25 protein-coding genes are annotated in these 22,371 nt (G+C 60.2%); 17 read left to right on the plus strand and 8 right to left on the minus strand.

From position 1 onward, the window contains the following. Together ACR3EG_RS08960 and ACR3EG_RS08965 are read left to right on the plus strand one after the other, a co-directional pair. Positions 1-459 (plus strand): DNA polymerase III subunit chi, encoded by a 459-nt coding sequence (locus ACR3EG_RS08960; RefSeq protein WP_480495019.1) that lies wholly within the window; start codon positions 1-3, stop codon positions 457-459. A gap of 32 nt (positions 460-491) precedes the next feature. After that, positions 492-1,538: an aldo/keto reductase gene (locus ACR3EG_RS08965; RefSeq protein ID WP_480495020.1), complete on the plus strand. Its 1,047-nt coding sequence runs from the start codon at positions 492-494 to the stop codon at positions 1,536-1,538. A 93-nt stretch (positions 1,539-1,631) separates the two neighbouring features. Here ACR3EG_RS08965 and ACR3EG_RS08970 read toward each other — a convergent pair whose 3' ends face one another. Beyond that, on the minus strand, positions 1,632-2,618 hold the full coding sequence (locus tag ACR3EG_RS08970) for a GlxA family transcriptional regulator (RefSeq protein ID WP_480495022.1): 987 nt from the start codon (positions 2,616-2,618) through the stop codon (positions 1,632-1,634). A 131-nt stretch (positions 2,619-2,749) separates the two neighbouring features. Here ACR3EG_RS08970 and bcoG point away from each other — a divergent pair, with 131 nt between their 5' ends. From bcoG to ACR3EG_RS08985, 3 genes are all read left to right on the plus strand, one after another. Continuing rightward, the gene (gene bcoG / locus ACR3EG_RS08975; protein WP_480495024.1) at positions 2,750-3,664 is read left to right on the plus strand and encodes a 3-dehydrocarnitine:acetyl-CoA trimethylamine transferase BcoG; all 915 of its coding nucleotides are present in this window, start codon (positions 2,750-2,752) and stop codon (positions 3,662-3,664) included. 84 nt (positions 3,665-3,748) lie between these two features. Further along, positions 3,749-5,230 carry a carnitine 3-dehydrogenase gene (locus tag ACR3EG_RS08980; protein WP_480495025.1) on the plus strand — a complete coding sequence of 494 codons (1,482 nt, stop codon included), beginning with the start codon at positions 3,749-3,751 and terminating at the stop codon, positions 5,228-5,230. Next, positions 5,227-5,988, plus strand: a complete 762-nt coding sequence (locus tag ACR3EG_RS08985; RefSeq protein ID WP_480495026.1) for an SDR family oxidoreductase — start codon at positions 5,227-5,229, stop codon at positions 5,986-5,988. Before ACR3EG_RS08980 ends, ACR3EG_RS08985 begins: the two co-directional genes overlap by 4 nt. Here ACR3EG_RS08985 and ACR3EG_RS08990 read toward each other — a convergent pair. Both ACR3EG_RS08990 and ACR3EG_RS08995 read right to left on the minus strand, forming a co-directional pair. Next, positions 5,985-6,167, minus strand: coding sequence for a hypothetical protein (locus tag ACR3EG_RS08990; protein ID WP_170354385.1), 183 nt, complete (start codon positions 6,165-6,167; stop codon positions 5,985-5,987). The genes ACR3EG_RS08985 and ACR3EG_RS08990 overlap by 4 nt on opposite strands. A 71-nt stretch (positions 6,168-6,238) precedes the next feature. Next, positions 6,239-7,099, minus strand: a complete 861-nt coding sequence (locus ACR3EG_RS08995) for a helix-turn-helix domain-containing protein (RefSeq protein WP_480495028.1) — start codon at positions 7,097-7,099, stop codon at positions 6,239-6,241. Positions 7,100-7,205: 106 nt separating this feature from the next. On the opposite strand from ACR3EG_RS08995, the gene ACR3EG_RS09000 reads away from it, so the two are divergent. Genes ACR3EG_RS09000 through ACR3EG_RS09010 form a run of 3 tightly spaced genes read left to right on the plus strand, consistent with a single transcriptional unit; the run spans position 7,206 to position 9,204 of the window. Then, positions 7,206-7,409, plus strand: coding sequence for a DUF2061 domain-containing protein (locus ACR3EG_RS09000; RefSeq protein WP_170354383.1), 204 nt, complete (start codon positions 7,206-7,208; stop codon positions 7,407-7,409). Then, on the plus strand, positions 7,402-8,280 hold the full coding sequence (locus ACR3EG_RS09005) for a fatty acid desaturase (protein ID WP_480495030.1): 879 nt from the start codon (positions 7,402-7,404) through the stop codon (positions 8,278-8,280). The genes ACR3EG_RS09000 and ACR3EG_RS09005 overlap by 8 nt, the downstream gene beginning before the upstream one ends. A gap of 21 nt (positions 8,281-8,301) precedes the next feature. Beyond that, positions 8,302-9,204, plus strand: a complete 903-nt coding sequence (locus ACR3EG_RS09010) for an EamA family transporter (protein WP_480495032.1) — start codon at positions 8,302-8,304, stop codon at positions 9,202-9,204. Here the strand turns inward: ACR3EG_RS09010 and ACR3EG_RS09015 are convergent. From ACR3EG_RS09015 to ACR3EG_RS09025, 3 genes are all read right to left on the minus strand, one after another. Beyond that, a complete protein-coding gene (locus tag ACR3EG_RS09015) occupies positions 9,201-10,604 on the minus strand; it encodes a DEAD/DEAH box helicase (RefSeq protein WP_480495034.1) in 1,404 nt (467 codons plus the stop codon). The two genes, ACR3EG_RS09010 and ACR3EG_RS09015, sit on opposite strands and share 4 nt — an antisense overlap. Positions 10,605-10,788: 184 nt before the next feature. Further along, complete coding sequence (locus tag ACR3EG_RS09020) at positions 10,789-11,727, minus strand: glycosyltransferase family 2 protein (RefSeq protein WP_480495036.1); 939 nt, start codon at positions 11,725-11,727, stop codon at positions 10,789-10,791. 18 nt (positions 11,728-11,745) lie between these two features. Then, positions 11,746-13,350 carry a peptide chain release factor 3 gene (locus ACR3EG_RS09025; RefSeq protein WP_480495038.1) on the minus strand — a complete coding sequence of 535 codons (1,605 nt, stop codon included), beginning with the start codon at positions 13,348-13,350 and terminating at the stop codon, positions 11,746-11,748. Positions 13,351-13,459: 109 nt separating this feature from the next. Here ACR3EG_RS09025 and ACR3EG_RS09030 point away from each other — a divergent pair, with 109 nt between their 5' ends. The 8 genes from ACR3EG_RS09030 (at position 13,460) to ACR3EG_RS09065 (ending at position 20,876) form a co-directional block, all read left to right on the plus strand. Then, positions 13,460-13,822: a nuclear transport factor 2 family protein gene (locus ACR3EG_RS09030; RefSeq protein WP_170354377.1), complete on the plus strand. Its 363-nt coding sequence runs from the start codon at positions 13,460-13,462 to the stop codon at positions 13,820-13,822. Between the two features lie 70 nt (positions 13,823-13,892). Beyond that, positions 13,893-14,672 carry an SDR family oxidoreductase gene (locus tag ACR3EG_RS09035; RefSeq protein ID WP_480495040.1) on the plus strand — a complete coding sequence of 260 codons (780 nt, stop codon included), beginning with the start codon at positions 13,893-13,895 and terminating at the stop codon, positions 14,670-14,672. A 3-nt stretch (positions 14,673-14,675) separates the two neighbouring features. Next, positions 14,676-15,785 carry a hypothetical protein gene (locus ACR3EG_RS09040; RefSeq protein ID WP_480495042.1) on the plus strand — a complete coding sequence of 370 codons (1,110 nt, stop codon included), beginning with the start codon at positions 14,676-14,678 and terminating at the stop codon, positions 15,783-15,785. 87 nt (positions 15,786-15,872) lie between these two features. Beyond that, on the plus strand, positions 15,873-16,931 hold the full coding sequence (locus ACR3EG_RS09045; protein ID WP_480495044.1) for a methyltransferase domain-containing protein: 1,059 nt from the start codon (positions 15,873-15,875) through the stop codon (positions 16,929-16,931). A gap of 80 nt (positions 16,932-17,011) precedes the next feature. After that, entirely contained in the window at positions 17,012-18,097 is a 1,086-nt protein-coding gene (locus tag ACR3EG_RS09050) for an ABC transporter ATP-binding protein (RefSeq protein ID WP_480495046.1), read from the plus strand. A gap of 121 nt (positions 18,098-18,218) precedes the next feature. Further along, positions 18,219-19,001: a 5'/3'-nucleotidase SurE gene (gene surE / locus ACR3EG_RS09055; RefSeq protein ID WP_480495048.1), complete on the plus strand. Its 783-nt coding sequence runs from the start codon at positions 18,219-18,221 to the stop codon at positions 18,999-19,001. Next, positions 18,998-19,648 (plus strand): protein-L-isoaspartate(D-aspartate) O-methyltransferase, encoded by a 651-nt coding sequence (locus ACR3EG_RS09060; protein WP_480495050.1) that lies wholly within the window; start codon positions 18,998-19,000, stop codon positions 19,646-19,648. Before surE ends, ACR3EG_RS09060 begins: the two co-directional genes overlap by 4 nt. A 64-nt stretch (positions 19,649-19,712) precedes the next feature. After that, positions 19,713-20,876, plus strand: a complete 1,164-nt coding sequence (locus ACR3EG_RS09065) for a peptidoglycan DD-metalloendopeptidase family protein (RefSeq protein ID WP_480495052.1) — start codon at positions 19,713-19,715, stop codon at positions 20,874-20,876. A gap of 60 nt (positions 20,877-20,936) precedes the next feature. Here the strand turns inward: ACR3EG_RS09065 and ACR3EG_RS09070 are convergent, their stop codons facing one another. Further along, a complete protein-coding gene (locus ACR3EG_RS09070) occupies positions 20,937-21,608 on the minus strand; it encodes a helix-turn-helix transcriptional regulator (RefSeq protein ID WP_480495054.1) in 672 nt (223 codons plus the stop codon). 21 nt (positions 21,609-21,629) lie between these two features. Beyond that, positions 21,630-21,935 (minus strand): hypothetical protein, encoded by a 306-nt coding sequence (locus ACR3EG_RS09075; protein ID WP_170354369.1) that lies wholly within the window; start codon positions 21,933-21,935, stop codon positions 21,630-21,632. A gap of 219 nt (positions 21,936-22,154) precedes the next feature. Here ACR3EG_RS09075 and ACR3EG_RS09080 point away from each other — a divergent pair, with 219 nt between their 5' ends. Then, positions 22,155-22,370, plus strand: coding sequence for a twin-arginine translocase TatA/TatE family subunit (locus tag ACR3EG_RS09080; protein ID WP_170354368.1), 216 nt, complete (start codon positions 22,155-22,157; stop codon positions 22,368-22,370). Position 22,371: the final 1 nt, after the last annotated feature.

Here is a 22,371-nt window from a genome sequence, read left to right on the forward strand (position 1 = left end):
ATGGGTGCCGTCTATTTCTACCACCTGACCCGGCAGCCGCTGGAAGCTACGCTGCCGGTTTTGCTGGACAAGGCCCGGCAGGCCGGGTGGAAGATTGTCGTGCGGGGAACAGATCCCGCACGGATGGACTGGCTGGATGAAAAACTGTGGCTGGGGCCGGATGACGGGTTCCTGCCGCATGGGCTTGCCGGTGGGCCGCACGATGCGGCGCAGCCCATTTTGCTTACGACCGGACCAGATGTGTCCAATGACCCGGCTTGCGTAATGGCGGTGGATGGTGCGCAGGTAGGGCCGGACGAAGTGAACGCTCTGGAACGGGTCTGTATCCTGTTCGACGGCAATGACGAACAGGCCGTTCAGCATGCGCGCGGGCAGTGGAAGACCCTGACCGGCGCGGGGTGTTCAGCGCAATACTGGTCCGAAGAAGCGGGCCGTTGGGAAAAGAAAGCCGAGGCCTGAGCCTTGTGCGCTAGTTTTCAGGAGATCGATACATGGAAATGAAGCCCTTGGGCCGAACAGGCGTTATGGTGACCGACCTGTGCCTCGGAACAATGACTTTTGGATCGCAGACATCCGAGGCGGACGCTCATCGCCAGATGGATATGGCGCTGGATACTGGGATCAATTTTGTCGATGCGGCCGAAATGTATCCGGTCAACCCCATCGCCAAGGAAACCATCGGACGCACCGAAGAATACCTTGGCAACTGGAACGCAGCCAACGCTGCGCGTCGTGAGAGTTATGTTCTGGCGACCAAGCATTCGGGCGCGGGCATGGTCCATGTCCGAAACGGCGCGCCGATCAACGGTCAGTCGATCCCCGAAGCCATCGAGAATTCTCTGCGACGATTGCAGACCGATTACATCGACCTCTACCAATTCCACTGGCCGAACCGGGGCAGCTATATGTTCCGCCAGAACTGGAACTACGCTCCGTCCGGCAAGAACACGGCCGATGTGTTGGACAATATGTCGGAATGCCTCGAGGCGCTGCAGGCGCAAGTTGATAAGGGCAATATTCGCGCTTTTGGTCTGTCGAACGAAAGTGCATGGGGCACCGCGCAGTGGCTGCGTCTGGCCGAGGCAGGCGGTGGGCCGCGGGTGGCATCGGTTCAGAACGAGTATTCATTGCTGTGTCGGCATTTCGACACTGACATGGCCGAATTGAGCGCGCATGAAGACGTTGGATTGATGGCGTTTTCGCCTCTGGCGGCAGGGTTCCTGACGGGCAAGTATCAAGAGGGCGCAGTTCCCGAGGGCTCGCGCATGTCCTTCGTGCCCGATATGGGCGGTCGCCACCGTGATCGGGTTTTTACGGCGGTGAGCGCTTATCTGAACATCGCCGAGAGACATGGATTGGACCCGGTGCATATGGCACTGGCCTGGTGCCGCACGCGCCCATTTGTGATGACGGCCATATTCGGAGCGACAACAGTCGAGCAACTTGCGCATATTCTTGACGGGAAAGAGCTGAAACTTTCCAAAGAAGTGATGCGCGAGATTGGCGATGCGCATCGGGCACATCCTATGCCGTTCTAAAGTCTTTCCGGAGGTGGATAGGGGGCTCTGCCCCCGCCGCCCGTTCCGGGCGACTCCCCCGAGATATTTTTGGCCAGATGAAGGGGGATCCGGTCAGTGATGGGTGGGGTGCGCGCGCTCTTGCCTGAGGTCGCGGGCAGAAAGGCCGTGGGCAGTGCGAAAGGCGCGGGCAAAGCTGGATTGTGATCCAAAGCCAGTGGCCAGCGCCACATCCATCAGCGACATGTCGGTGTCGGTGACCAAGCGGCGGGCCTCGGCCAGGCGCAGTTGCAGGTAGTGGTCCTGCGGTGTGGTGTTCAGGCGCAGGCGGAATTGTTGCTGTAGGGTGCGGGGGCTGGTGCCTAATGTCTCGGCGATATTGGCCAACGGCAGCGGGTCATCCAGCGCGGATTGCATCAGGCTGTTTGCCTTGGCCGTAAGGGTCGTGTGACGGTGCGGCGCGCCGGTGCGGCTTTGCGGTTTGGCTGGGTCGGGGGCTCCGTCATAGAGGAACAGGCCGGACACGCGCGCGGCAAAGCCTGCGCCGTGGCGCGCGGCGATGATGTGCAGCATCATTTCGACCGCCGGGATCGCGCCGCCTGAGGTTAGGCGGTTTTGAGAGACGGTGAAGCGGTCGGGGCGCACGTCGACCTCGGGGAAACGGGCTGCGAAATTGTCCAAGTCTTCCCAATGGGTTGTAGCTGCGTGGCCGTCCAGAAGGCCAGCTTCGGCCAGTAGCCAGGGGCCTCCGTCGATGCCGGCCATTGTGGCGCCAGTGTTTGCGACCCGGCGGAGACCAGCCAGCAGGCTGGGGGTGGCGTGGCGTGCCAGTTGGAACCCGGCAACCACAATCATCAGGTCGCAGCCTTGCAGGCGGGCCAAAGGGATGCCCGGCACGGTCAGGGCGCTGGTCAGCATCGCGGGCTGGGCCGTGGCGGTGACATAGTCCCAGTCGAAGGCGGGGCGATCGGCCAGACGATTGGCTGCGCGCATGGGGTCTACAGCGGATGCAAAGCTGAGCGTATTGCAGTCGTCCAGCACCAGCACCGCCGTTTTCAGGGCGCGATGTTCGGGTTGCAGTATGTTTTTTGCGGATTTCATCAAGTTCGATTCGCATTTTGGCAAGTGTTTTCACAAGGCTGCGTCAGAGTCGCGGGTAACGCAAATCGATTGCCGGGGAGAAGTCTGGGGAAAACTCAGGGCAAAACCGGGTATAAGCTGGGGAGAACGCCATGCCTTTGGAAATGAACCGCGAGGTCTTTATCACCTGTGCCGTGACGGGCTCGGGCGGAACGCAGGATCGCAGCCCGCATGTGCCGCGCTCGCCGCAGCAGATTGCCGACAGCGCGATTGCGGCGGCTAAGGCCGGGGCGGCGGTGGTGCATTGCCATGTGCGCGACCCCGAAACCGGCGCACCCAGCCGACGGCTGGACCTGTATCGCGAGGTGACGGACCGGATTCGCGATGCGGATGTGGATGTGGTGCTGAACCTGACCGCCGGGATGGGCGGGGATATCGTGTTCGGTGGCGTCGAGAGCCCGTTTCCGGTGGCTGAGGGCACCGACATGATCGGTGCGTCAGAGCGCGTGGCTCATATCGCGGAATGCCTGCCCGAGATATGTACGCTGGATTGCGGCACCATGAATTTTGCAGAAGCCGATTACGTCATGACCAACACGCCCGGCGCGCTGCGGGCGATGGGGCAGATGATGACGGATATGGGTGTGAAGCCCGAGATTGAGGCCTTTGACACCGGGCATCTGTGGTTTGCCAAACAGTTGGTGAAAGAGGGAATTCTGGAGCCGAACGCTTTGGTCCAGCTATGTATGGGCGTGCCGTGGGGCGCGCCGGATGATCTGAATACGTTCATGGCCATGGTGAACAATGTGCCCGATGACTGGACGTTCAGCGCGTTTTCGCTGGGCCGCAACCAGATGGCTTATGTGGCGGCCTCGGTGCTGGCGGGCGGCAATGTGCGCGTCGGGCTGGAGGACAATCTGTGGCTGGACAAGGGTGTTCTGGCCGAGAATTGGCAGTTGGTCGAGCGTGCGGGGACGATCATCGAGAATATGGGGGCTAAGGTTATCGGGCCTGCTGATGTGCGCGAGAAGCTGGGTTTGACCAAGCGCGCGCCGGTCACGAAGTAAACGTGATTGGGGGCCAGCCCCGTCGCCATCTGGGCTTGTCCCAGTGGCGCCACAGAAGGCGACCCCCGAGGTATTTTTAGCCAGATGAAGAGGCGGATCGACTTGAAAACAGCGGCAATCATTGGTGGTGGTGTGATCGGCGGCGGATGGGCCGCGCGGTTTCTACTGAACGGGTGGGATGTTCGGGTTTTTGACCCTGATCCTGAGGCTGAGCGCAAGATTGGAGAGGTCCTGGACAATGCGCGGCGTTCGTTGCCGGGGCTGAATGATGTTCCGTTGCCACCCGAGGGTGCGCTTAGTTTCCATGAAGATATGGCCGAGGCTGTGCAGGGCGCGGAGTGGATTCAGGAAAGTGTGCCCGAGCGGCTGGACCTGAAGCTGAAGGTTTACAGGGGGTTGCAGGAGGCGTGTGATCGGGGCGCAATCATCGGCTCGTCGACCAGCGGGTTCAAACCCTCGGAACTGCAAGAGGGCGCGTTACGGCCCGAACAGATTGTGGTGACGCATCCGTTCAACCCGGTGTACTTGCTGCCGCTGATCGAACTGGTGCCGACGGACAAGAACCCGTCCGAGATGGTCGAGCGCGCGCAGAGGCTGCTGAAATCGGTGGGGTTCTTTCCCCTGCATATCAAGAAAGAAATCGACGCCCATATCGCTGACCGTTTCCTTGAAGCGGTTTGGCGCGAGGCGCTGTGGCTGGTCAAGGACGGCATCGCCACCACCGAAGAGGTGGATGAGGCGATCCGCATGGGATTCGGCATCCGCTGGGCCCAGATGGGTCTGTTCGAGACCTATCGCGTGGCGGGGGGCGAGGCCGGGATGCGGCACTTTATGGCGCAGTTCGGACCGGCGTTGAAATGGCCCTGGACCAAGCTGATGGATGTGCCCGAGTTCACCGATGAGCTGGTCGATCTGATCGCCGATCAGTCTGACGCGCAATCGGGGATGCATTCGATCCGCGAACTGGAGCGGATTCGCGACAACAACCTCGTGGGGATGATGCGGGCGCTTAAGGCGCAAGATTACGGGGCAGGGGCTGTGCTGAACCAGCATGACGCGCTGCTGAAACCCGGTGCTCTGCCGACGATGGAGGAGGCCGATCTGAGCCAACCGATCCTGACCTTGTCGCGCGCGGTGCCGCTGGATTGGACCGACTATAACGGCCACATGAACGAGGCGCGCTATCTGGAGGCCTTTGCCGCTGCCACCGACCGGTTCATGGAGATCATCGGTTGTGATGCGGATTATATCGCCTCGGGCGGCAGCTATTTCACGGCTGAAAACCACATCCGCTATGTGGATGAGGTGCATGCAGGCGCAAAGATTCAGGTGCGCACGCAGATGCTGTTGGGGCAGGGCAAGAAGCTGCACGTTTTCCACAGCATGTACGAGGGCGACAAGCTGCTGGCCACGGGTGAAAGCTTTCTGCTGCATGTCAGTCTGGACACACGCCGTCCAAGTGCTCCGTCAGCGCAGATCGAGACGGCCATGGCCCGTATTGCCGAGGCGCAGGCCGGGTTGCCTTATCCCGAGGGCGCGGGGGCGGCGATCCGTAAACCTGCATGAGCGGGCGGGTTCTGATCACGGCCGGGGCCTCGGGCGTCGGCCGGGCCATGGCCGAGGCGTTCGACGCCGTTGGCGCGCAGGTCTGGGTGGCCGATCTGGACGCAGAGGCGTTAACCGCGTGCCCGGACCATTGGAAACGGTCGCAGGTGGATGTGGCGGATGAGCCCTCGGTTGCCGACCTGTTCGCCGAGATTGCAGCGCAATGGGGCGGGCTGGATACGCTCTGCGCCAATGCAGGGATCGCCGGGCCGACGGCGTTGGTCGAGGATGTGGCGCTTGACGAATGGCGTGCCTGTCTGGCGGTCAACCTTGAGGGGGCGTTTCTGTGTGCGAAGTACGCTGCGCCGCTCTTCAAGCGTCAGGGCAGTGGGGCAATCATCATCACCTCGTCTACGGCCGGGCAATACGGCTATCCCAACCGCGCGCCCTATGCGGCGGCGAAATGGGGTGTCATCGGGCTGGCCAAAACACTGGCGATGGAGCTTGGCCCCCACGGCGTGCGTTGCAACACGATCTGCCCCGGCGCGGTCGAAGGTCCCCGGATGGAGGGCGTTCTGGCCCGCGAGGCCAACGCCAAAGGCATGACGCGAGATCAGGTGTATAACGGCTATGCCGCGGGCACCTCGATGGGGCGGTTTGTCGAGGGGCGCGACGTTGCCGATATGGCCGTGTTTCTGGCGTCAGACGCGGCGCGTCTGGTATCTGGGCAAGTGATCGCGGTGGACGGGCATACCGTCAACCCCGACCCCAAGATCTAGCCCTGATTGGGACCACGAATCTGGCGGATGGTCTGGCGGACCGCCTGCCAGTCCTGCGCCTGTTGCATATTTCCGGCGGCCTCGCATTCGCGCATCTTCTGCGCGGCTTCAGCCTCGGCTCTGTCTCCGTGGGCGGAATATAAGGCCCGTGCGTATTGGGCGGTTTGCATTGCGTCCATTCCTGTGCTCCTCCGTTCATTATCGGAATGCGAAAGGGTTCGCGCCCAGTGACGATAGCACAGGATTGAGTTCAACGCATACTGTCACGTAATGCGCGCAGATGGCCGGGAAAATCCCGCGCGGTGACGTCGGCCTCGCGGACCAGAGTGTCAAAATGGCGGGTGAACGTTTCGATCCGGTCGCGGTCGCGGAACGCCATATAGTGGCTGCCAGCATAGAACACGCAGAGCAAGGGGCCAAAGATCGTGACTGGTGCCGAATAAAGCCTTTTTGCATCAAACAGATAGATGCGCAGGCGGGGATAGAGTTGGTCGCACAGCGCCAGTAGGTGGTCGATCTGATCCTGACGTGTTTGCAGATCCAGCCCTCGGTAGTACCCAGATGCGCTTGCGAAGCTTTCGATTTCAAACAAGGGCATGGCAATTTCGTAGTCCGATTGCGCCCGGCGCATCCAGGTTAACCGGTCTTCGGACGCGCCGATGGCTTGATCTGCCGTCCGACCCAGATGTGGTGCATACTCCCATTCCAGAACGGCGCGAGTTTTTAACATATCCGGCAAAGTCGCTGGAACGTAACGGATTTTGTATCCGGCGGCCTCTTGGTGCCATTCGAATATCCGCTCATCCACCAACGCGCGGGCGGCCTCGGTCACGGTTAACGCACCGGCTAAAAGTTCGGCCGCGCTTTCGGGTCTGTCCGATAGCGACAGGAGCCAATCCGCCGAGACCCCCAGCGCTGACGCGCAGCCACCCACCACATGGGCATTCGGCAAACGAGCTCCATCGCCGGTCAGAAGTTGCGACACGGTCGAGCGATCCACGCCGATGTTTCGTGCCAGAGCACTTTGGCTAACGTTCCGCTCCTCCATCGCGCGGGCAAGGCGGAGGCGGAACTGTGCGGCACGGTCTCGTTTGTCGATATTTGCGGACATGTGTTTGATTTTATCACAAGTGATGAATTTTGTTAATCACATTCAGAATGTTCACCATCTGCGTGATCCGTAATTCTTAAGCCATAACAAAAATATGGGTGACGGAATGGAGACACGACGCAGATCAGTCGTGAAGGCCGTATTGTGGAATGCGGTGGGCTTTGTCGTTATGAGTTTTGTGGGGTTGATCGCAACCGGATCAGCGGCGATCGGGGGCGGCTTGGCTTTGGTCAACACGGCCATCGGCCTGACGCTCTACGTGATTTACGAACGTATATGGGCAGGTATCTCATGGGGCCGCAATGTCTGAGCGTGCAGGGCCTGAATGGGGCACCCTTGCCCTTATCATTGGGTGCTATGGGGCATGGTTGGCAGTACTGTTTTACCTACCGTTATGGGCAGCGGTGCCAGTGGCAGGCGTCGTGGCGGCACTGCATTCTTCGCTGACGCATGAAGCGATCCACGGCCACCCCTTTCGGCAAAAGGCTTTGAATGAGGCGTTGATGGCGTTGCCGTTGACACTGTTCATTCCGTACCGCCGGTTCCGCGACCAGCATCTGGCGCATCATCGTGACGCGACGCTGACCGACCCCTATGACGACCCGGAATCGAACTATCTGGATCCACAGGTCTGGGCTGGTCTGCGCGGTTGGCAAAAACGTTTGTTGGCAGTGAATAACACGTTGCTGGGGCGCATCGCTCTAGGTCCGGCTATTGGTCAATTCGCGTTCGTTCGGAATGAGTTGCGGTGCATTTTGCAACCAGATATCCTGCTTGCCTGGGTATTCCATCTATGCGGTGTTCTGGTGGTGCTGTGGATTGTGTCGCTGTCGCTTATGCCGATCTGGGCCTATGTGTTGGCCGCCTATCTGGGGCTGGGTTTGGTGAAGATCCGCACCTTTCTTGAGCACCGCGCCCATGATCGGGCTTCTGCTCGTACGGTGATCATCGAAGACAGCGGGCCGTTGGCATTTCTCTTTCTTCACAACAACCTGCACGTGGTTCATCACATGAATCCAGCGGCGCCGTGGTACCGATTGCCCGCCCTTTATCGCGCAGGGCAAGACACGTACTTGGCGCGGAACGAGGCTTATGTCTATCGCTCTTACGCGCAGGTGTTTCGAGCCCATTTCCTAAGGGCCAAAGACCCAGTGCCCCATCCGCTCTGGCCAAAGGGGTAAATTGCGGCCACAAGGGGCGGTATGAGCCTCTGGATACCCGTCACCATCGCCGCCGCTTCGTTTCAGACCGTGCGGTTTATGCTGCAAAAATCACTGAGCAGCGTGAAATTGTCCGCCGCAGGTGCGACCTTTGCCAGATTTGCCTATTCGATGCCGTTGGCCGTTCTGGCGCTTTGGGTCGCGCTGCGGCTCAGCGACCTGTCTTTGCCTTCGATGCCACCGATGTTCTGGCTGTTCGCGGCCATTGGCGGCACGTCGCAGATATTGGCAACAATCTGTGTGGTCGCCTTGTTCAAGCAACGCAACTTCGCGGTCGGAATCACCTTCAAGAAAACTGAGGTGATCCAGACCGCTATCGTCGGTTTCCTTGTTCTGGGTGATCAGATTTCAGCCGGAGCGTTAGTCGCCATTCTGTTGGGCCTGACCGCAGTTCTGCTGCTGTCGAAAAACCCAGAGGGGGACGGCGCGTGGTGGAAACACCTGACCAATCGCGCGTCACGGCTGGGGCTGGGGTCGGGGATTCTGTTTGCCTTTTCCTCGGTCAGCTACCGGGGCGCATCACTACAGCTTGGCGAGATCGACGCATGGTTCCGCGCTTTGGTGACACTGGCCGTTGTTGTGACATTCCAATTCGTCAGCATGGGGCTGTGGCTGCTGTGGCGAGACCGCGCCGAACTGCGCGCGGTGTGGGAGACGCGGCGCACGGGCATCTTCGTGGGCCTCACCAGCCTGAGCGGGTCGTTTTGCTGGTTCTTCGCCTTCACACTGCAGAATGCGGCTTATGTGAAGGCGCTGGGGCAGGTCGAACTGATCCTCAGCCTGTTTGCTTCGATCCTGTTCTTCCGCGAAACCATCACCCGGCGCGAGATCGCCGGGATGGCTTTACTGGGAGCCTCAATCCTGGCCCTGGTGCTAACGATTTAAGAGGCGTCGGCTTCGGCCAGATCTGTCACGCCTGCACGGCGCTCGTCAAAGCTCAGCGCGATGAAGCTGGGCAGGTGATCGCCCATGCCAACAACCGCCGGACCTGAATCGTTGCGGCGACTACGGCCACGCGGTTCCTTGTCCTTTCGGCGGTCCGAGTCCTTCTTGCGCTCGGGCTTTTTGTCGGCCTTTGCCTCGTCCGTCGGCTTGGCCTTTCTTTCGCGCTTGGGCTTTTCGTCCTTGGGCTCTTCCTTGACCGGATTGTCAAGCCGGGGAATGTCCTTCTGGATCAGCTTCTCAATTGCATCCAGCGCCTTTTCATCACGGCCCGAGCAGATTGTGATCGCCTTGCCCTCGCGCCCCGCGCGACCGGTGCGACCTATGCGGTGAACGTAATCCTCGGCATGGCCGGGGACGTCGAAGTTGAACACATGGCTGACCGAGGGGATATCCAACCCCCGTGCCGCCACGTCCGAGGCCACCAGCAGGCGCAGTGAGCCGTCGCGGAACCCGTCCAGCGTTTTCATGCGCTGCGACTGATCCAGATCGCCGTGAATGGCGGCGGCGTTATAGCCGTATTTCTTCAGCGATTTCGCGCAGATATCCACATCCGTCTTGCGGTTGCAGAAAATAATCGCGTTGGTGCAGCCTTCACCCTCGGCGTCGATCAACGCGCGCAGAACCTTGCGCTTGGCGCTGGCCTCGCGGTCGCGGCGGCCACCTTTGAACATGACTACGCCCTGTTCGATCGTCTCGGACGCGGTGGCCTGACGAGCAACCTCGATCCGGGCAGGGGCAGACAGGAACGTGTCGGTGATGCGCTCAATCTCGGACGCCATGGTGGCCGAGAAGAACAGCGTCTGGCGCGTGAACGGCGTCAGCGAGAAGATGCGTTCGATATCGGGGATGAAGCCCATATCCAGCATCCGGTCGGCTTCGTCCACCACCATGATCTGAACGCCGGTCAGCAGCAGCTTACCGCGCTCGAAATGATCCAGCAGACGACCCGGCGTGGCGATCAGAACGTCCACGCCCCGATCAATCAGAGCCTCTTGTTCCTTGAAGCTGACGCCGCCGATCAACAGTGCTTTGGTCAGTTTCAGGTGCTTGGTGTAGGTGTCGAAGTTCTCAGCCACCTGCGCGGCCAGTTCCCGCGTCGGGCACAGCACCAGCGAACGCGGCATCCGCGCACGGGCGCGGCCACGGGCCAGCAGAGTGATCATCGGCAGCGTGAAGCTGGCAGTTTTGCCGGTGCCGGTCTGGGCGATGCCCAGCACATCCTTGCCCTCAAGCGCAGGTGGAATCGCTCCGGCCTGAATCGGGGTGGGGGTTTCGTATCCGGCTTCCTCAATGGCTTTGAGGACCTTTGGGTTCAGGTTCAGTTCGTTAAACTTTGTCATGTATGTCCGGTTCAAGCGGACACTAGACCTGGCCCGCGCGTATGAAAGTGTGCCGGGCCCGGATGGCCATGCGCATCCCGCGCATTTCGGCTGAGGCGGGACATAACAAAAACGTAGGGCAGGGTCAAATGAAGAGGGTTTCAGACCCCTGTGCTCCGATACTGTGCAGATTTAATGCAACAATTCAGATGCTTCCAGGGAAGTGTTTCGCAAGCTTTTGGTCCAGTTCCAGTGGCCGATGCCGGATCAACCCGTGTTGTGCAAGCCGTGCCCGCACGTCGGGCTGCGCGCCGCTGATCTCATCGAAAAACGCGCGCAAGCCGTCGACACCGTCCTCGGCTTCGATCCAGCTGAGCAATTCGTTCATGTTCATCCCGCCCTCATCCCGCGGGACATTTGGTGTCATTCCGGGTTTGTATGACCCACGCTCAAGCCGGAACCGGTAATGCGCCAGCCAGTGATCCCAATCCGGGGCGTGCCGGTGGCAGAGCGCAGCCTCGGCAAGTTCCGCTTTGCAGATCAGGCGTTCTCCATGCTGGAACAGCCCGTGAATGCGAAAGTTAATGCCCGGCAAACCGGTGCGGGCAAAAACCTTGCCTTGCAGGTGACTGAGAAACCCGCCCTTCACGAAAGACCCATAGTTGGGATAGAGCGCTTGCACCGTCGCGGTGCGATCAGGCCCCGAGGGAATATAGGCTTTGTACAGGTCCTCGGCTTCGGCCACAGCCTCTTCCGGGCGGACGCGGACAAAGGGGGTATCCGGTGCGACCCCGGCCAGCAGATCGGCCACCGGGCGGTCGGGCCACAGAAACTCGTCGAGATCAATATGCAGCAACCAGTCTTCGCTGGCCTTTCGATAAGTGAACGAGGCATTCGCTGTCTGGCGTACCTGATGCTTGTCGGGGCGCGCCCGCTGACGATTGGCCCAGAACCCGTCGTCGCAATTGCGGACCTCAACCTTTGGGTGGCGATTCAAGGCATTGAACGCCTTGGGGCAGGGCTCGTCCAGATAGACATGCATCCGATCAACCCCAAGGTCGAGGTGATAGGCTACAAAGCGCAGAATGTCCGGGGCCGTCCCCCAGACCGTCGAGACAATTCCCCAGGTCGGTTTAGCGCCCATGCGCGGCCCTTTGGCCGGTCACGCCATCATTTCCTTGGTGGCCGTCAGAGTAAGGTCGGGATAGTCCCGCACCACCCGATCGATATCCCATTGCAGGCGCGTCAGATAGACGATGTCGCCGTCATGATCATGCGCGATGTGCTGTTTGTTGGCGTTGACGAATTTGTCCACCGCCAGCTTGTCACCACTGACCCAGCGGGCAGAGGTGAACTGAGACGCCTCGAACCGCACGGGCAGGCCGTATTCCATCTCGATCCGGCTGGCTAGCACTTCGAATTGCAGTGCGCCTACGACACCGACGATAAAGCCCGAGCCGATCGAGGGTTTGAACACCTTGGCCGCGCCTTCTTCGGCGAATTGCATGAGGGCTTTCTCGAGATGCTTGGCCTTCATCGGGTCGCCCGGACGGACGGTTTGCAGCAGTTCTGGTGCGAAGGACGGGATGCCGGTGACGCGGATCGCTTCGCCTTCGGTCAGTGTGTCACCGATGCGCAACTGGCCGTGGTTGGGGATGCCGATAATGTCACCGGCCCAGGCCTCTTCGGCCAGTTCGCGATCCGAGGCCAGAAACAGCACTGGGTTTGAGATTGCCATGGGTTTCTTGGACCGCACGTGGGTCAGCTTCATGCCGCGCTTGAAGTGACCGCTCGCCATCCGCACAAAGGCCACCCGGTCGCGGTGCTTGGGGTCCATATTGGCCTGCACCTTGAAGACAAAGCCTGCGACCTTCTTTTCATCTGGCGCGATCTGACGGGGTTCGGCCGATTGCACCTGAGGCTGCGGGCCATAGGCGCCGATGCCCTCCATAAGTTCTTTGACGCCAAAGGAGTTGATCGCCGAGCCGAACCAGATCGGGGTCATATGCCCCTCCAGCACCGCCTGCGGGTCCAGAGCGGGCAGCAATTCGCGCGCCATCTCGACCTCTTCCAACAGCTTCTCAAGCAGGTGCTCGGGCACGTGTTCGGCCAGTTTCGGGTCATCCAGACCGTCGATCTGAATGCTCTCGGCCACCTTGTTACGGTCGGCGCGGTCCATCAGTTCCAGCCGGTCGCGCAGCATGTCATAGCAGCCGATGAAGTCGCGCCCCACGCCAATCGGCCACGCGGCGGGCGTGACGTCGATGGCCAGCATTTCTTGAATCTCGTCGATGATCTCGAACGTATCGCGGCTTTCGCGGTCCATCTTGTTACAAAAGGTCAGGATGGGCAGATCGCGCAGGCGGCAAACCTCGAACAGTTTCTGGGTCTGGCTTTCCACACCTTTCGCGCCGTCGATCACCATCACGGCGGCGTCCACCGCCGTCAGGGTGCGATAGGTATCCTCGGAAAAATCGCTGTGGCCGGGTGTGTCCACCAGATTGAATCGAAAATTCCCATAGTCGAACGACATGGCCGAGGCGGAAACCGAGATACCGCGATCCTTCTCCATCTGCATGAAGTCCGACCGTGTGCGCCGCGCCTCACCCTTGGCGCGCACCTGACCGGCCATCTGGATCGCGCCCCCGTACAACAGGAACTTTTCCGTCAGCGTCGTCTTGCCCGCATCGGGGTGCGAGATGATCGCGAAGGTCCGGCGACGGGCGATCTCGGGCGGCAGGGTGGGTTGGTTCGAGGTATCAAGCATGACCGCGCGTATAGGCGGGGAAACCCGCCGAGGCAAGACAAAGGGGGTGGTTCGAATCGTACACCTATGGCAATAAGAACATATAGGGAACAAATAATGGAGAGGATCAATGAATTTAAACGAAATCGCCGCCGAACTGGTCGCAGGCTGCCGTGAGGACCGCGCCAAGGAAAATCTTGAAAAGCTCTATGCCGAGGATGCCGTCTCGGTCGAGGCGCAGGATTTCATGGATATGGGTCGCGAAACCCATGGCCGGGATGCAATCCGCGGCAAGCATGAATGGTGGGAAGGCGCGCATGAGGTCTCAGGCGCGTCTGTGAGTGATCCGATGCCACATGGTGAGGACCGCTTTGCCGTGATCTTTGAAGTGCAGGGCAAGGTGAAGGAAACTGGCGAAGCCTTTGATATGAAAGAGGTTGGTGTCTATCATGTCGCAGATGGAAAGATCGTGCGGGAAGAGTTCTTTTACTGATCGCTAACGACTGGTTTTCCCCATCTGGCCAGTGCTGGACATGTGGGCAACAACAGATGGGGAGGATCACATGGATCTTGGTATCAAAGGAAAACGCGCGCTGGTCTGTGCCAGCAGCAAGGGTTTGGGTTTGGGCTGTGCCGAAGCTTTGGCCGAGGCCGGTGTTGATCTGGTCATGAACGCCCGCGGCGCCGAGGCGCTTAAGGCCGAGGCCGCGCGCTTGCGGGACACCCATGGCGTGGATGTTCAGACGGTGGCTTGTGATGTGACCTCGTCCGAGGGGCAGGCGCAGGTGATCGACACCGCGCAGGGTATTGATATCCTTGTGACAAACGCCGGTGGGCCGCCTCCGGGCATGTGGTCGGATTGGGAGCGTGAGGATTTCATCAAGGCGCTGGATGCCAACATGCTGACACCGATTGCGTTCATGAAGGCGCTTCTGCCGGGAATGATGGACAAGGGTTGGGGGCGTGTGGTGAATATCACGTCACAATCCGTGCGTGCGCCCATCGCCGTTCTGGGCCTGTCGAACGCGGCGCGGACGGGGTTGACCGGCTATGTGGCCGGAACCGCGCGGCAGGTGGCCCCGCAAGGGGTGACGATCAACAACCTGCTGCCCGGTATCCACGCCACCGACCGCGCGGATGCGCTGGACAGCGGGGTTTCCTTGCAAAAGAACATTTCGATGGACGAGGCGCGGGCCGAACGCGCCGCCACGATCCCCGCGCGCCGCTATGGCACACGGCAGGAATTTGGGGCTGCCTGTGCGTTCCTATGTTCGCAACATGCGGGCTTTATCGTGGGCCAGAACATCCTCTTGGATGGCGGCGGAACTAACTTGACGATGTAGGCGATGGCGCAGAATTTCTCTCTGAAAGATCAGCTGTTTAATGCAGAAAAGACCCGCTATCTGGCGGGGCTTTTTTCGGCAGCCGACCCCGCTTTCGAGGCAGAGGCGTTCGAGGTTCAGGTCATGTCCCGCCTGCTGGATCTGGAATTGAAAGAGCGCATGGCGTGGATAGCCGACTGCCTGCAACAGGCTTTCCCCGGCGCGCTGCCGGACATTGCGCCCACGCTGCTGCGCGCGCTGCCGCCGCCACTGGACCCGTCAAAGAAAGATGATGATTTCGGTGATTTCATCTTTGCACCCTTGGGCGATTGGGTAGTGGCCGCTGGCCTCGATCATCCGGATCTGGCCTTAGATGTGCTTGAGGAGCTGACGCAGAGGTTTTCGATGGAATGGGCCATTCGTCCGTTCCTGAACGCTCATCAGGAAACGGTGTTGGAACGGATGCGGGCGTGGTGCGCGCATGACAGCTATCACGTACGGCGTCTGGTCAGCGAAGGCACCCGCCCACGTTTGCCCTGGGGGCAGGCGGTGGGGTTGGAGCTGACCGACCCGTTGCCTTTGTTGGATCGGCTGCACAGTGATCCGACGCGATACGTGACGCGCTCGGTCGCGAACCATCTGAACGATATCACCAAGAAAGACCCCGATCTGGTGCTGGACCTTCTGCAGCAATGGCGCGAGGGCGGGCAGGACGCAGATGAGTTGCGCTGGATGACCAGCCACACCCTGCGTGGTTTGGTGAAATCAGGCCATCCCGGCGCGATGAAGATGCTGGGGTTTGATCCTGAAGCGGCGATTTTGGCCGATATTCAGGTGCAAGGAGATGCCCGGATTGGGGGTGCGCTGAATTTCGATGTGGCGCTCAGTGGTGCCGGAGATCAGCCGGTTCTGGTCGATTATATTATTCACTTTCAACGCCCTGGCGGTAAAACCTCGGCCAAGGTGCACAAGTTGAGACAGACCGCGCTGCGGGATGGTGCGCTTACGCTAAGCAAGACCCACAAGCTCAAGGGAAATGCGACCACGTTCAAACTGGTGCCCGGCCCACACCGGCTGGAGGTTCAGGTGAACGGGCAGGTGCGCGCTGGTGTGGACTTCGACCTGCTCGGGTAACGCTTTTGTAAAATCGCACATGTGCGGATTGCGCCACGGCCCTTGCTGCATTAGCTGATCCCCTACCAGACACAGGGGATACCTTCGATGAAGCATGAATCGGTGCAGAACTATTACGGTGACGTCCTTCAAAGTAGCGCGGATTTGCAGACCAATGCCTGCTGCACGCCCGATGACATGCCGGATCATGTAAAGAAAATTCTCTCGAAAATTCATGATGATGTGCTGACACGTTACTATGGATGCGGGCTGATCGCGCCGCTAGATCTGGAAGGGATGAGCATCCTTGACCTGGGCTGTGGTGCCGGGCGCGACGTTTATGCGCTGTCGGCGATGGTCGGCGAAAAAGGCCGTGTGGTCGGCGTGGACATGACGCCCGAACAGTTGGATGTGGCCCGCGCTCATCAAGAATACCACGCGCAGGCGTTCGGCCATGGTGCGTCAAATGTGGAATTCCACCACGGCTATATCGAAAAGCTGGACGAGCTGGACCTTGAGCCCGGTTCCTTTGACATCATCGTTTCCAACTGCGTGATCAACCTGGCCACTGATAAAGAGGCCGTTCTGCGCGGCGCGCACCGTCTGCTGAAAGATGGCGGCGAGATGTATTTCTCGGACGTCTATGCCGACCGCCGCATCCCCGCCGCCATGGCCGAGGATGAGGTTTTGTATGGGGAGTGCCTGTCGGGCGCGCTCTATTGGAATGATTTCCTGTCAATTTCGCGCAAGGCCGGGTTTGCCGATCCACGCCGAGTGACGCATCGCCCGCTGACCATCGAAAACCCGGTGCTGGAAGAGCGCGTTGCGCCCTTGAGCTTCTTGTCGGCCACGTATCGTCTGTTCAAACTTCCCGAACTGGAACCGGCCTGCGAGGACTACGGCCAAGCGGTGATCTACAAGGGTACGATTCCCCACGCGCCGCATCTGTTCGAGCTGGACGATCATCACGCAATCGAGGCGGGCAAGGTCTTTCCGGTGTGTGGCAACACCTGGATGATGCTGAAAGACACGCGATTTGCGCGCCATTTCGAGTTTATTGGCGATTTCTCAACCCATTATGGCATCTTCGAAGGCTGCGGTGGCGAAAGTCCGTTCGAAGTCACGGGTACAAACACTGGTGAGGCCGCCTCGGGCGGGTGCTGCTGATCGCTTGCGCCTGACGGGCGGGGTTGCTATCCCCGCCTAAGCCCGATGGAAATGATCGGGAAAGGCTACGGGGTCCTTCGGTGACAGTGAATTCTACTCCTCCACGTCTGGAAATCCGCAATCTGGTCGCCCGGTACGAAGGGCGTGTGGTGGTGGATGACGTCTCGCTAAGTGTTCAGGCGGGGCAGGTGACATGTCTGCTAGGGCCGTCTGGCTGCGGCAAGTCGACCACGCTGCGTATGATCGCCGGGGTCGAGATGCAGGAGTCCGGCCAGATCTATGTGGATGGCAAGCTGATCTGCGACACGGTGTTTCGTGTCCCGCCCGAGCGGCGCGAGATTGGGCTAATGTTTCAGGACTTTGCCCTGTTTCCCCATCTAAGCGTTGCCGACAACGTGGCTTTTGGCCTGAAGGGCCACAAAGACGAAAAACGCGCGCGGGTCGAGGAGCTGCTGACGAAGGTTGATCTGATGCGCTTCGTCGACAGCTACCCGCATCACCTGTCGGGCGGCGAACAACAGCGGGTCGCACTGGCGCGGGCTTTGGCGCCGCGTCCCCGGATCATGTTGATGGACGAACCGTTCTCGGGGTTGGATAACCGTCTGCGCGACGGTATCCGGGATGAGACACTGGCGATCCTCAAAGAGGAAGACGCGGCTGTAGTTTTGGTGACGCATGAGCCGGAAGAGGCGATGCGCATGGCCGATGAGATTGCCCTGATGCGGCGTGGTAAGATCGTGCAGCAGGGCGCGCCCTATAATGTCTATACCCGGCCTGCGGATAAAGCGGCGGTTGCATTCTTCAGTGATGTCAATGTGTTGAGGGCGCAAGTTAATGGCGCTTTGGCAGAGACGCCATTTGGGCGCTTTTTGGCTCCGGGCGTACCTGACGGCACGGATGTTGAGATCGTCTTCCGACCCCAGCATGTCAAACTGGATTTCGACCGTAACGGCAAAGGGCCTCTGCCCACGCCAACCGATGGCGTGGCCGCGCGAGGCGTGGTCCAGCGGGCGCGGTTTTTGGGCAACGAAAGCCTGATCGAGTTCCGCATGGACTATGACGGTTCAATCCTGAAAGCCACTGTGCCGAACGTCTTTGTTCCGCAGCCGGGGCGTGTCATGTGGCTGACCATTCGCCGCGACCGGTGCTTTGTTTTCCCCGAATAATCTCTGACGTGGCAAATTAGACCCAGCTGATGCGTGAAAGCCGCAGTTTGCGTGCGCGCGTCGCTTGCCGAGGCGCGGGGCCGGGTCTATCAAGGGAAAAACGCAGGGATGGATGGGGCATATGCGTATTCTTCTGACCAATGATGACGGCATCAATGCACCGGGTCTCATCGCTCTTGAGGCGATTGCCGCCGAGCTTGCCGGGCCGGACGGAGAGATTTGGGTCGTTGCGCCCGCGTTCGAGCAATCCGGCGTCGGACATTGCATCAGTTACACGCACCCGATGATGGTCGCTAAACTGGGTGAACGCCGATACGCCGCCGAGGGCTCGCCCGCTGATTGCGTGCTGGCTGGTTTGCATGACGTGATGAAGGATGCGCCGCCTGATCTGGTGTTGTCAGGGGTAAACCGGGGCAACAACTCGGCTGAAAACACGCTGTATTCCGGGACGATCGGTGGCGCGATGGAGGCCGCTTTACAGGGTGTCCCTGCGATTGCCTTGTCGCAATACTTTGGCCCGCGCAATCTGGGGCTGGATGACCCATTCGAGGCCGCAACGCGGTTTGGGGCCGATCTGGTGCGCAAAATCTTGGATGCGACGCCAGCCGAGCAGGGCGATTATCGTCTGTTCTACAACGTAAATTTCCCGCCTGTTCCCGCGGACGAGGTTCTGGGCACTCGCGTTGCGGCCCAAGGGTATCGCCGTGACACACATTTCTCGGTCGAGCCGCACAGCTCGCCCTCGGGGCGTCGGTTCCTGTGGATCAAGGGCGGGTATCAGCACAATCCGACCGCGCCGGGGACGGATGCGGCAGTCAATCTGGCGGGTTATATTTCGGTCACACCGATGCGGGCGGATTTGACAGCGCATGACACGCTTGAGGCACTGAAGACAATCGAATGACCGGGTTGAGCGCAGAAACAAAGATGCAGTTCCTTTTTGCCCTGCGCTCTCGCGGGGTGACGGATGCGCGCGTATTGGCAGCGATGGAGCAGATTGATCGCGGCAAGTTCGTCAAGGGTTTGTTCGCAGACCGAGCTTATGAGGACACGCCGCTGCCGATTGCTTGCGGCCAGACGATCAGTCAGCCTTCGGTCGTGGGTCTTATGACTCAGGCGCTGGACGTGCGACCTCGGGATACGGTGCTCGAAATTGGGACCGGGTCCGGGTATCAGGCGGCTGTCCTCTCCAAACTGGCACGCCGGGTCTACACGGTCGAGCGACACAAGCGGCTGGTGCGCGAAACCGGCGACCTGTTCCGCGAGTTGGGCCTGACCAATGTGACCGCGATGCTGACCGATGGATCATTCGGTTTGCCTGAACAGGCTCCGTTTGATCGTATCATTGTGACTGCGGCCGCCGAGGACCCGCCAGGGCCGCTCTTGGCGCAGCTCAAAATCGGCGGTATCATGGTTTTGCCGGTGGGGCAGTCGGATACGGTTCAAACATTGATCCGGGTTCGGCGAACGGAAGCCGGCTTGGACTATGATGAATTATTGCCCGTTCGGTTTGTTCCCTTGCTTGAGGGATTGGGCAAAGACGAGGCGTAGAGGCTTTTTTGAAAACCCACCGGAACCCCGGCCAACAGGGGCAGGTGATGAGGACAGAAAAAAGATGAGAGCAGTTTCCAAATCAGCGATGATGCGCTGCGCGACCGGGATGGTTGCGCTGGCCGTACTAGCCGGGTGCGAAGGCCCGCTTGATTATGATCTTCGCGGTCAGATCGGAGGGTTTTCCACCACGCATGCGGTCCAGACGGCCACCACGAACCGCCCGCCGCCGGATGCGCGCGGCGTGATTACCTATCCGACTTATCAAGTTGCCGTTGCGCGCCGGGGTGACAAGGTCAGTGACATCGCAGCGCGGGTGGGTTTGCCCGAAGCAGAGCTGGCCACGTTCAACGGCCTCAAACCCACTGATACGTTACGGGACGGTGAAGTAATCGCTCTGCCGCGCACGGTCAGTTCGGTAAGCTCGGTCGATATTGCGACAATCGCAGGGACCGCCATCGATGAGGCACCAGCGGATGGCTCGGTCCGCACGTCGACCTTGGCGCCTGCGCAGCCTACCGCGACACCAGTACCTCCTGCTGCGCCGTCAGGACCCGAACCCATCAGGCACAAGGTGAAACGCGGCGAGACTGCGTTCACGATCTCGCGCCTTTATGACGTGCCGGTGGACGCGCTGGCGGATTGGAATGGTCTGGATTCGGACTTTACGGTTCGGGAAGGTCAGTTCCTGTTGATCCCGATCAAGACGCAGCCCGCGCCGCAACAGGCCGCTGTGCCAGCAACCAACGTCACGCAGCCGGGGCAAGGATCACCCACTCCAACGCCGCCAAGTGCGACTCAGCCTTTGCCAGACGAACAGGTCGCCGCGCCGGTTCCTGCGCCGGATGTAACGGCTGAGGCACCGACCAATCAGAGCAACTCGGCGCTGGGTTTGCCGGTGACCGGGACAATCATTCGTACCTATAAGAAAGGTCAGAACGAAGGCATCGATATCGCTGCGGCACCGGGCACCGCAGTTAAGGCCGCCGAGGCCGGAACCGTGGCTGCGATCACCGCGGATGCCGACCAGGTGCCGATCATCGTGGTCAAGCACAACAATGACCTTCTGACTGTCTATGCAAATGTCGAAAGCATCACAGTCGAAAAGGGCGATCGGGTGCGGCGAGGCGAGAGAATTGCAGCCCTAAGGGATGGTGACAATGCCTATGTCCATTTCGAAGTCCGCAAAGGGTTTGAAGCGGTCGATCCAGAGCCGTTTTTGAAATAAAAAATGGCCCTGTCCGGGCCATGCCTCCGGCGGGGTATTTTTGGCCAGATGAAGGGCGGATCACGCTTTGGGGTCGAAGTCGCTCAGGCGTTTGCCGGGCTCATCTGTGAACAGTTCGGGCAGGGGGCGGATGGCTTCGATCAGGTCAATGCGGAAGACGCGGAAGCTGTCTCGCAGCTCACACCATGCGGTGAGTGTCCAGACGCGGCCCCAGTATTCCATATGAAGCGGGCGGATCGTGCGCTCGGTCAGCACGTCGTCGATGCGGCGGTAGTTGAGGTGCAGTTTCTGGCGTGATTTGATGGCGGCGCGGATCGGGGCCATATGCGCCAGCCCACGGGCGGCATCGGCAAAGGGGTAGACGGCGAATTTCCAGGTATCAGCCTCGGCCACGACTTGTGTGGGCAGGACGGCGTCGATCTTGTCGGCCAGTGTCTCGGCGGCGGCTTTCAGCTCGGGGTCGGCGGCTTGGGCCACGATGGCCATGCCGAGGTTCAGCGCCTCAAGCTCGGCTGGGGTCAGGTTCACCGGGGGCAGGGTGATCTGCTCGCGCACCATGTAGCCGACGCCGCGCTCGCCCTCGACCGGGACGCCTGAGGCGACAAGCGTGTCCATGTCGCGATAGATCGTGCGGACCGACACCTCGAGCCGGTCCGCGATGTCCTGCGCACGGTGCAGTTTGCCGTCGCGCAGGATCTGGATGATATCGAACAGACGATCCGTGCGGCGCATGTCACGCCGTCCGGACCGCGTTTAAGCGGTCATGTTCCATAGCACTTTCTCGTGACGCATCTGGATGCTGTCGGGTTTGATCGCCGTCATCAAGGCGGCGGCGAAGTCTTGTTGTGGGAACTGCGCGGCGGCATTTTGCGCGGCTTTCATGTCGGTCCAGACGACGTAGTCGGTCCAGCGGCCATCCTCGCCTTGGCTCAGCTGTCGATGCGCAAAGCCGGGGGCCGCGCGCACGAAGGCTTCGGTGGATTGGCTGAGCTTCACGAACGCCTCGGGCGTGGTGCTGTCTGCGAGCGAAAAGGTGACGATTTCGGCAACATGGGTCATTTCAATCTCCGTTGACCAGGTTTCGATGATCCCTTCCTAGTCACGTGCAACTGACATAAACCTGTCAGTTGAGAAAATCCAGCGCCCAAAAAACGCGTGAACGGAACGAATTCGAACGCGGATTTGATCTGGCGCACTGTTGTCCACCGCTCGTCAGGCGTAGACACATGGCCAAACAACATTCCCGACGCGTGGCGTCGATGTAGAAGGAGACAAGACATGCTTAACAATATCGGCCTTCCCGGCCTGCTGCTGATCGCCGTTGTGGTTCTGGTTCTGTTTGGCCGCGGCAAAATCAGCTCGCTGATGGGCGAAGTGGGCAAAGGCATCACCTCGTTCAAGAAGGGCGTCAAAGAGGGCGCGGATGAGCTGGAACAGGACGCGTCCGAGATGGCCAAGGACGTCACCCCCGAGACCGACAAAGACAAGGCCTAAG

The organism is Ruegeria sp. AM7 (genome assembly GCF_056535965.1).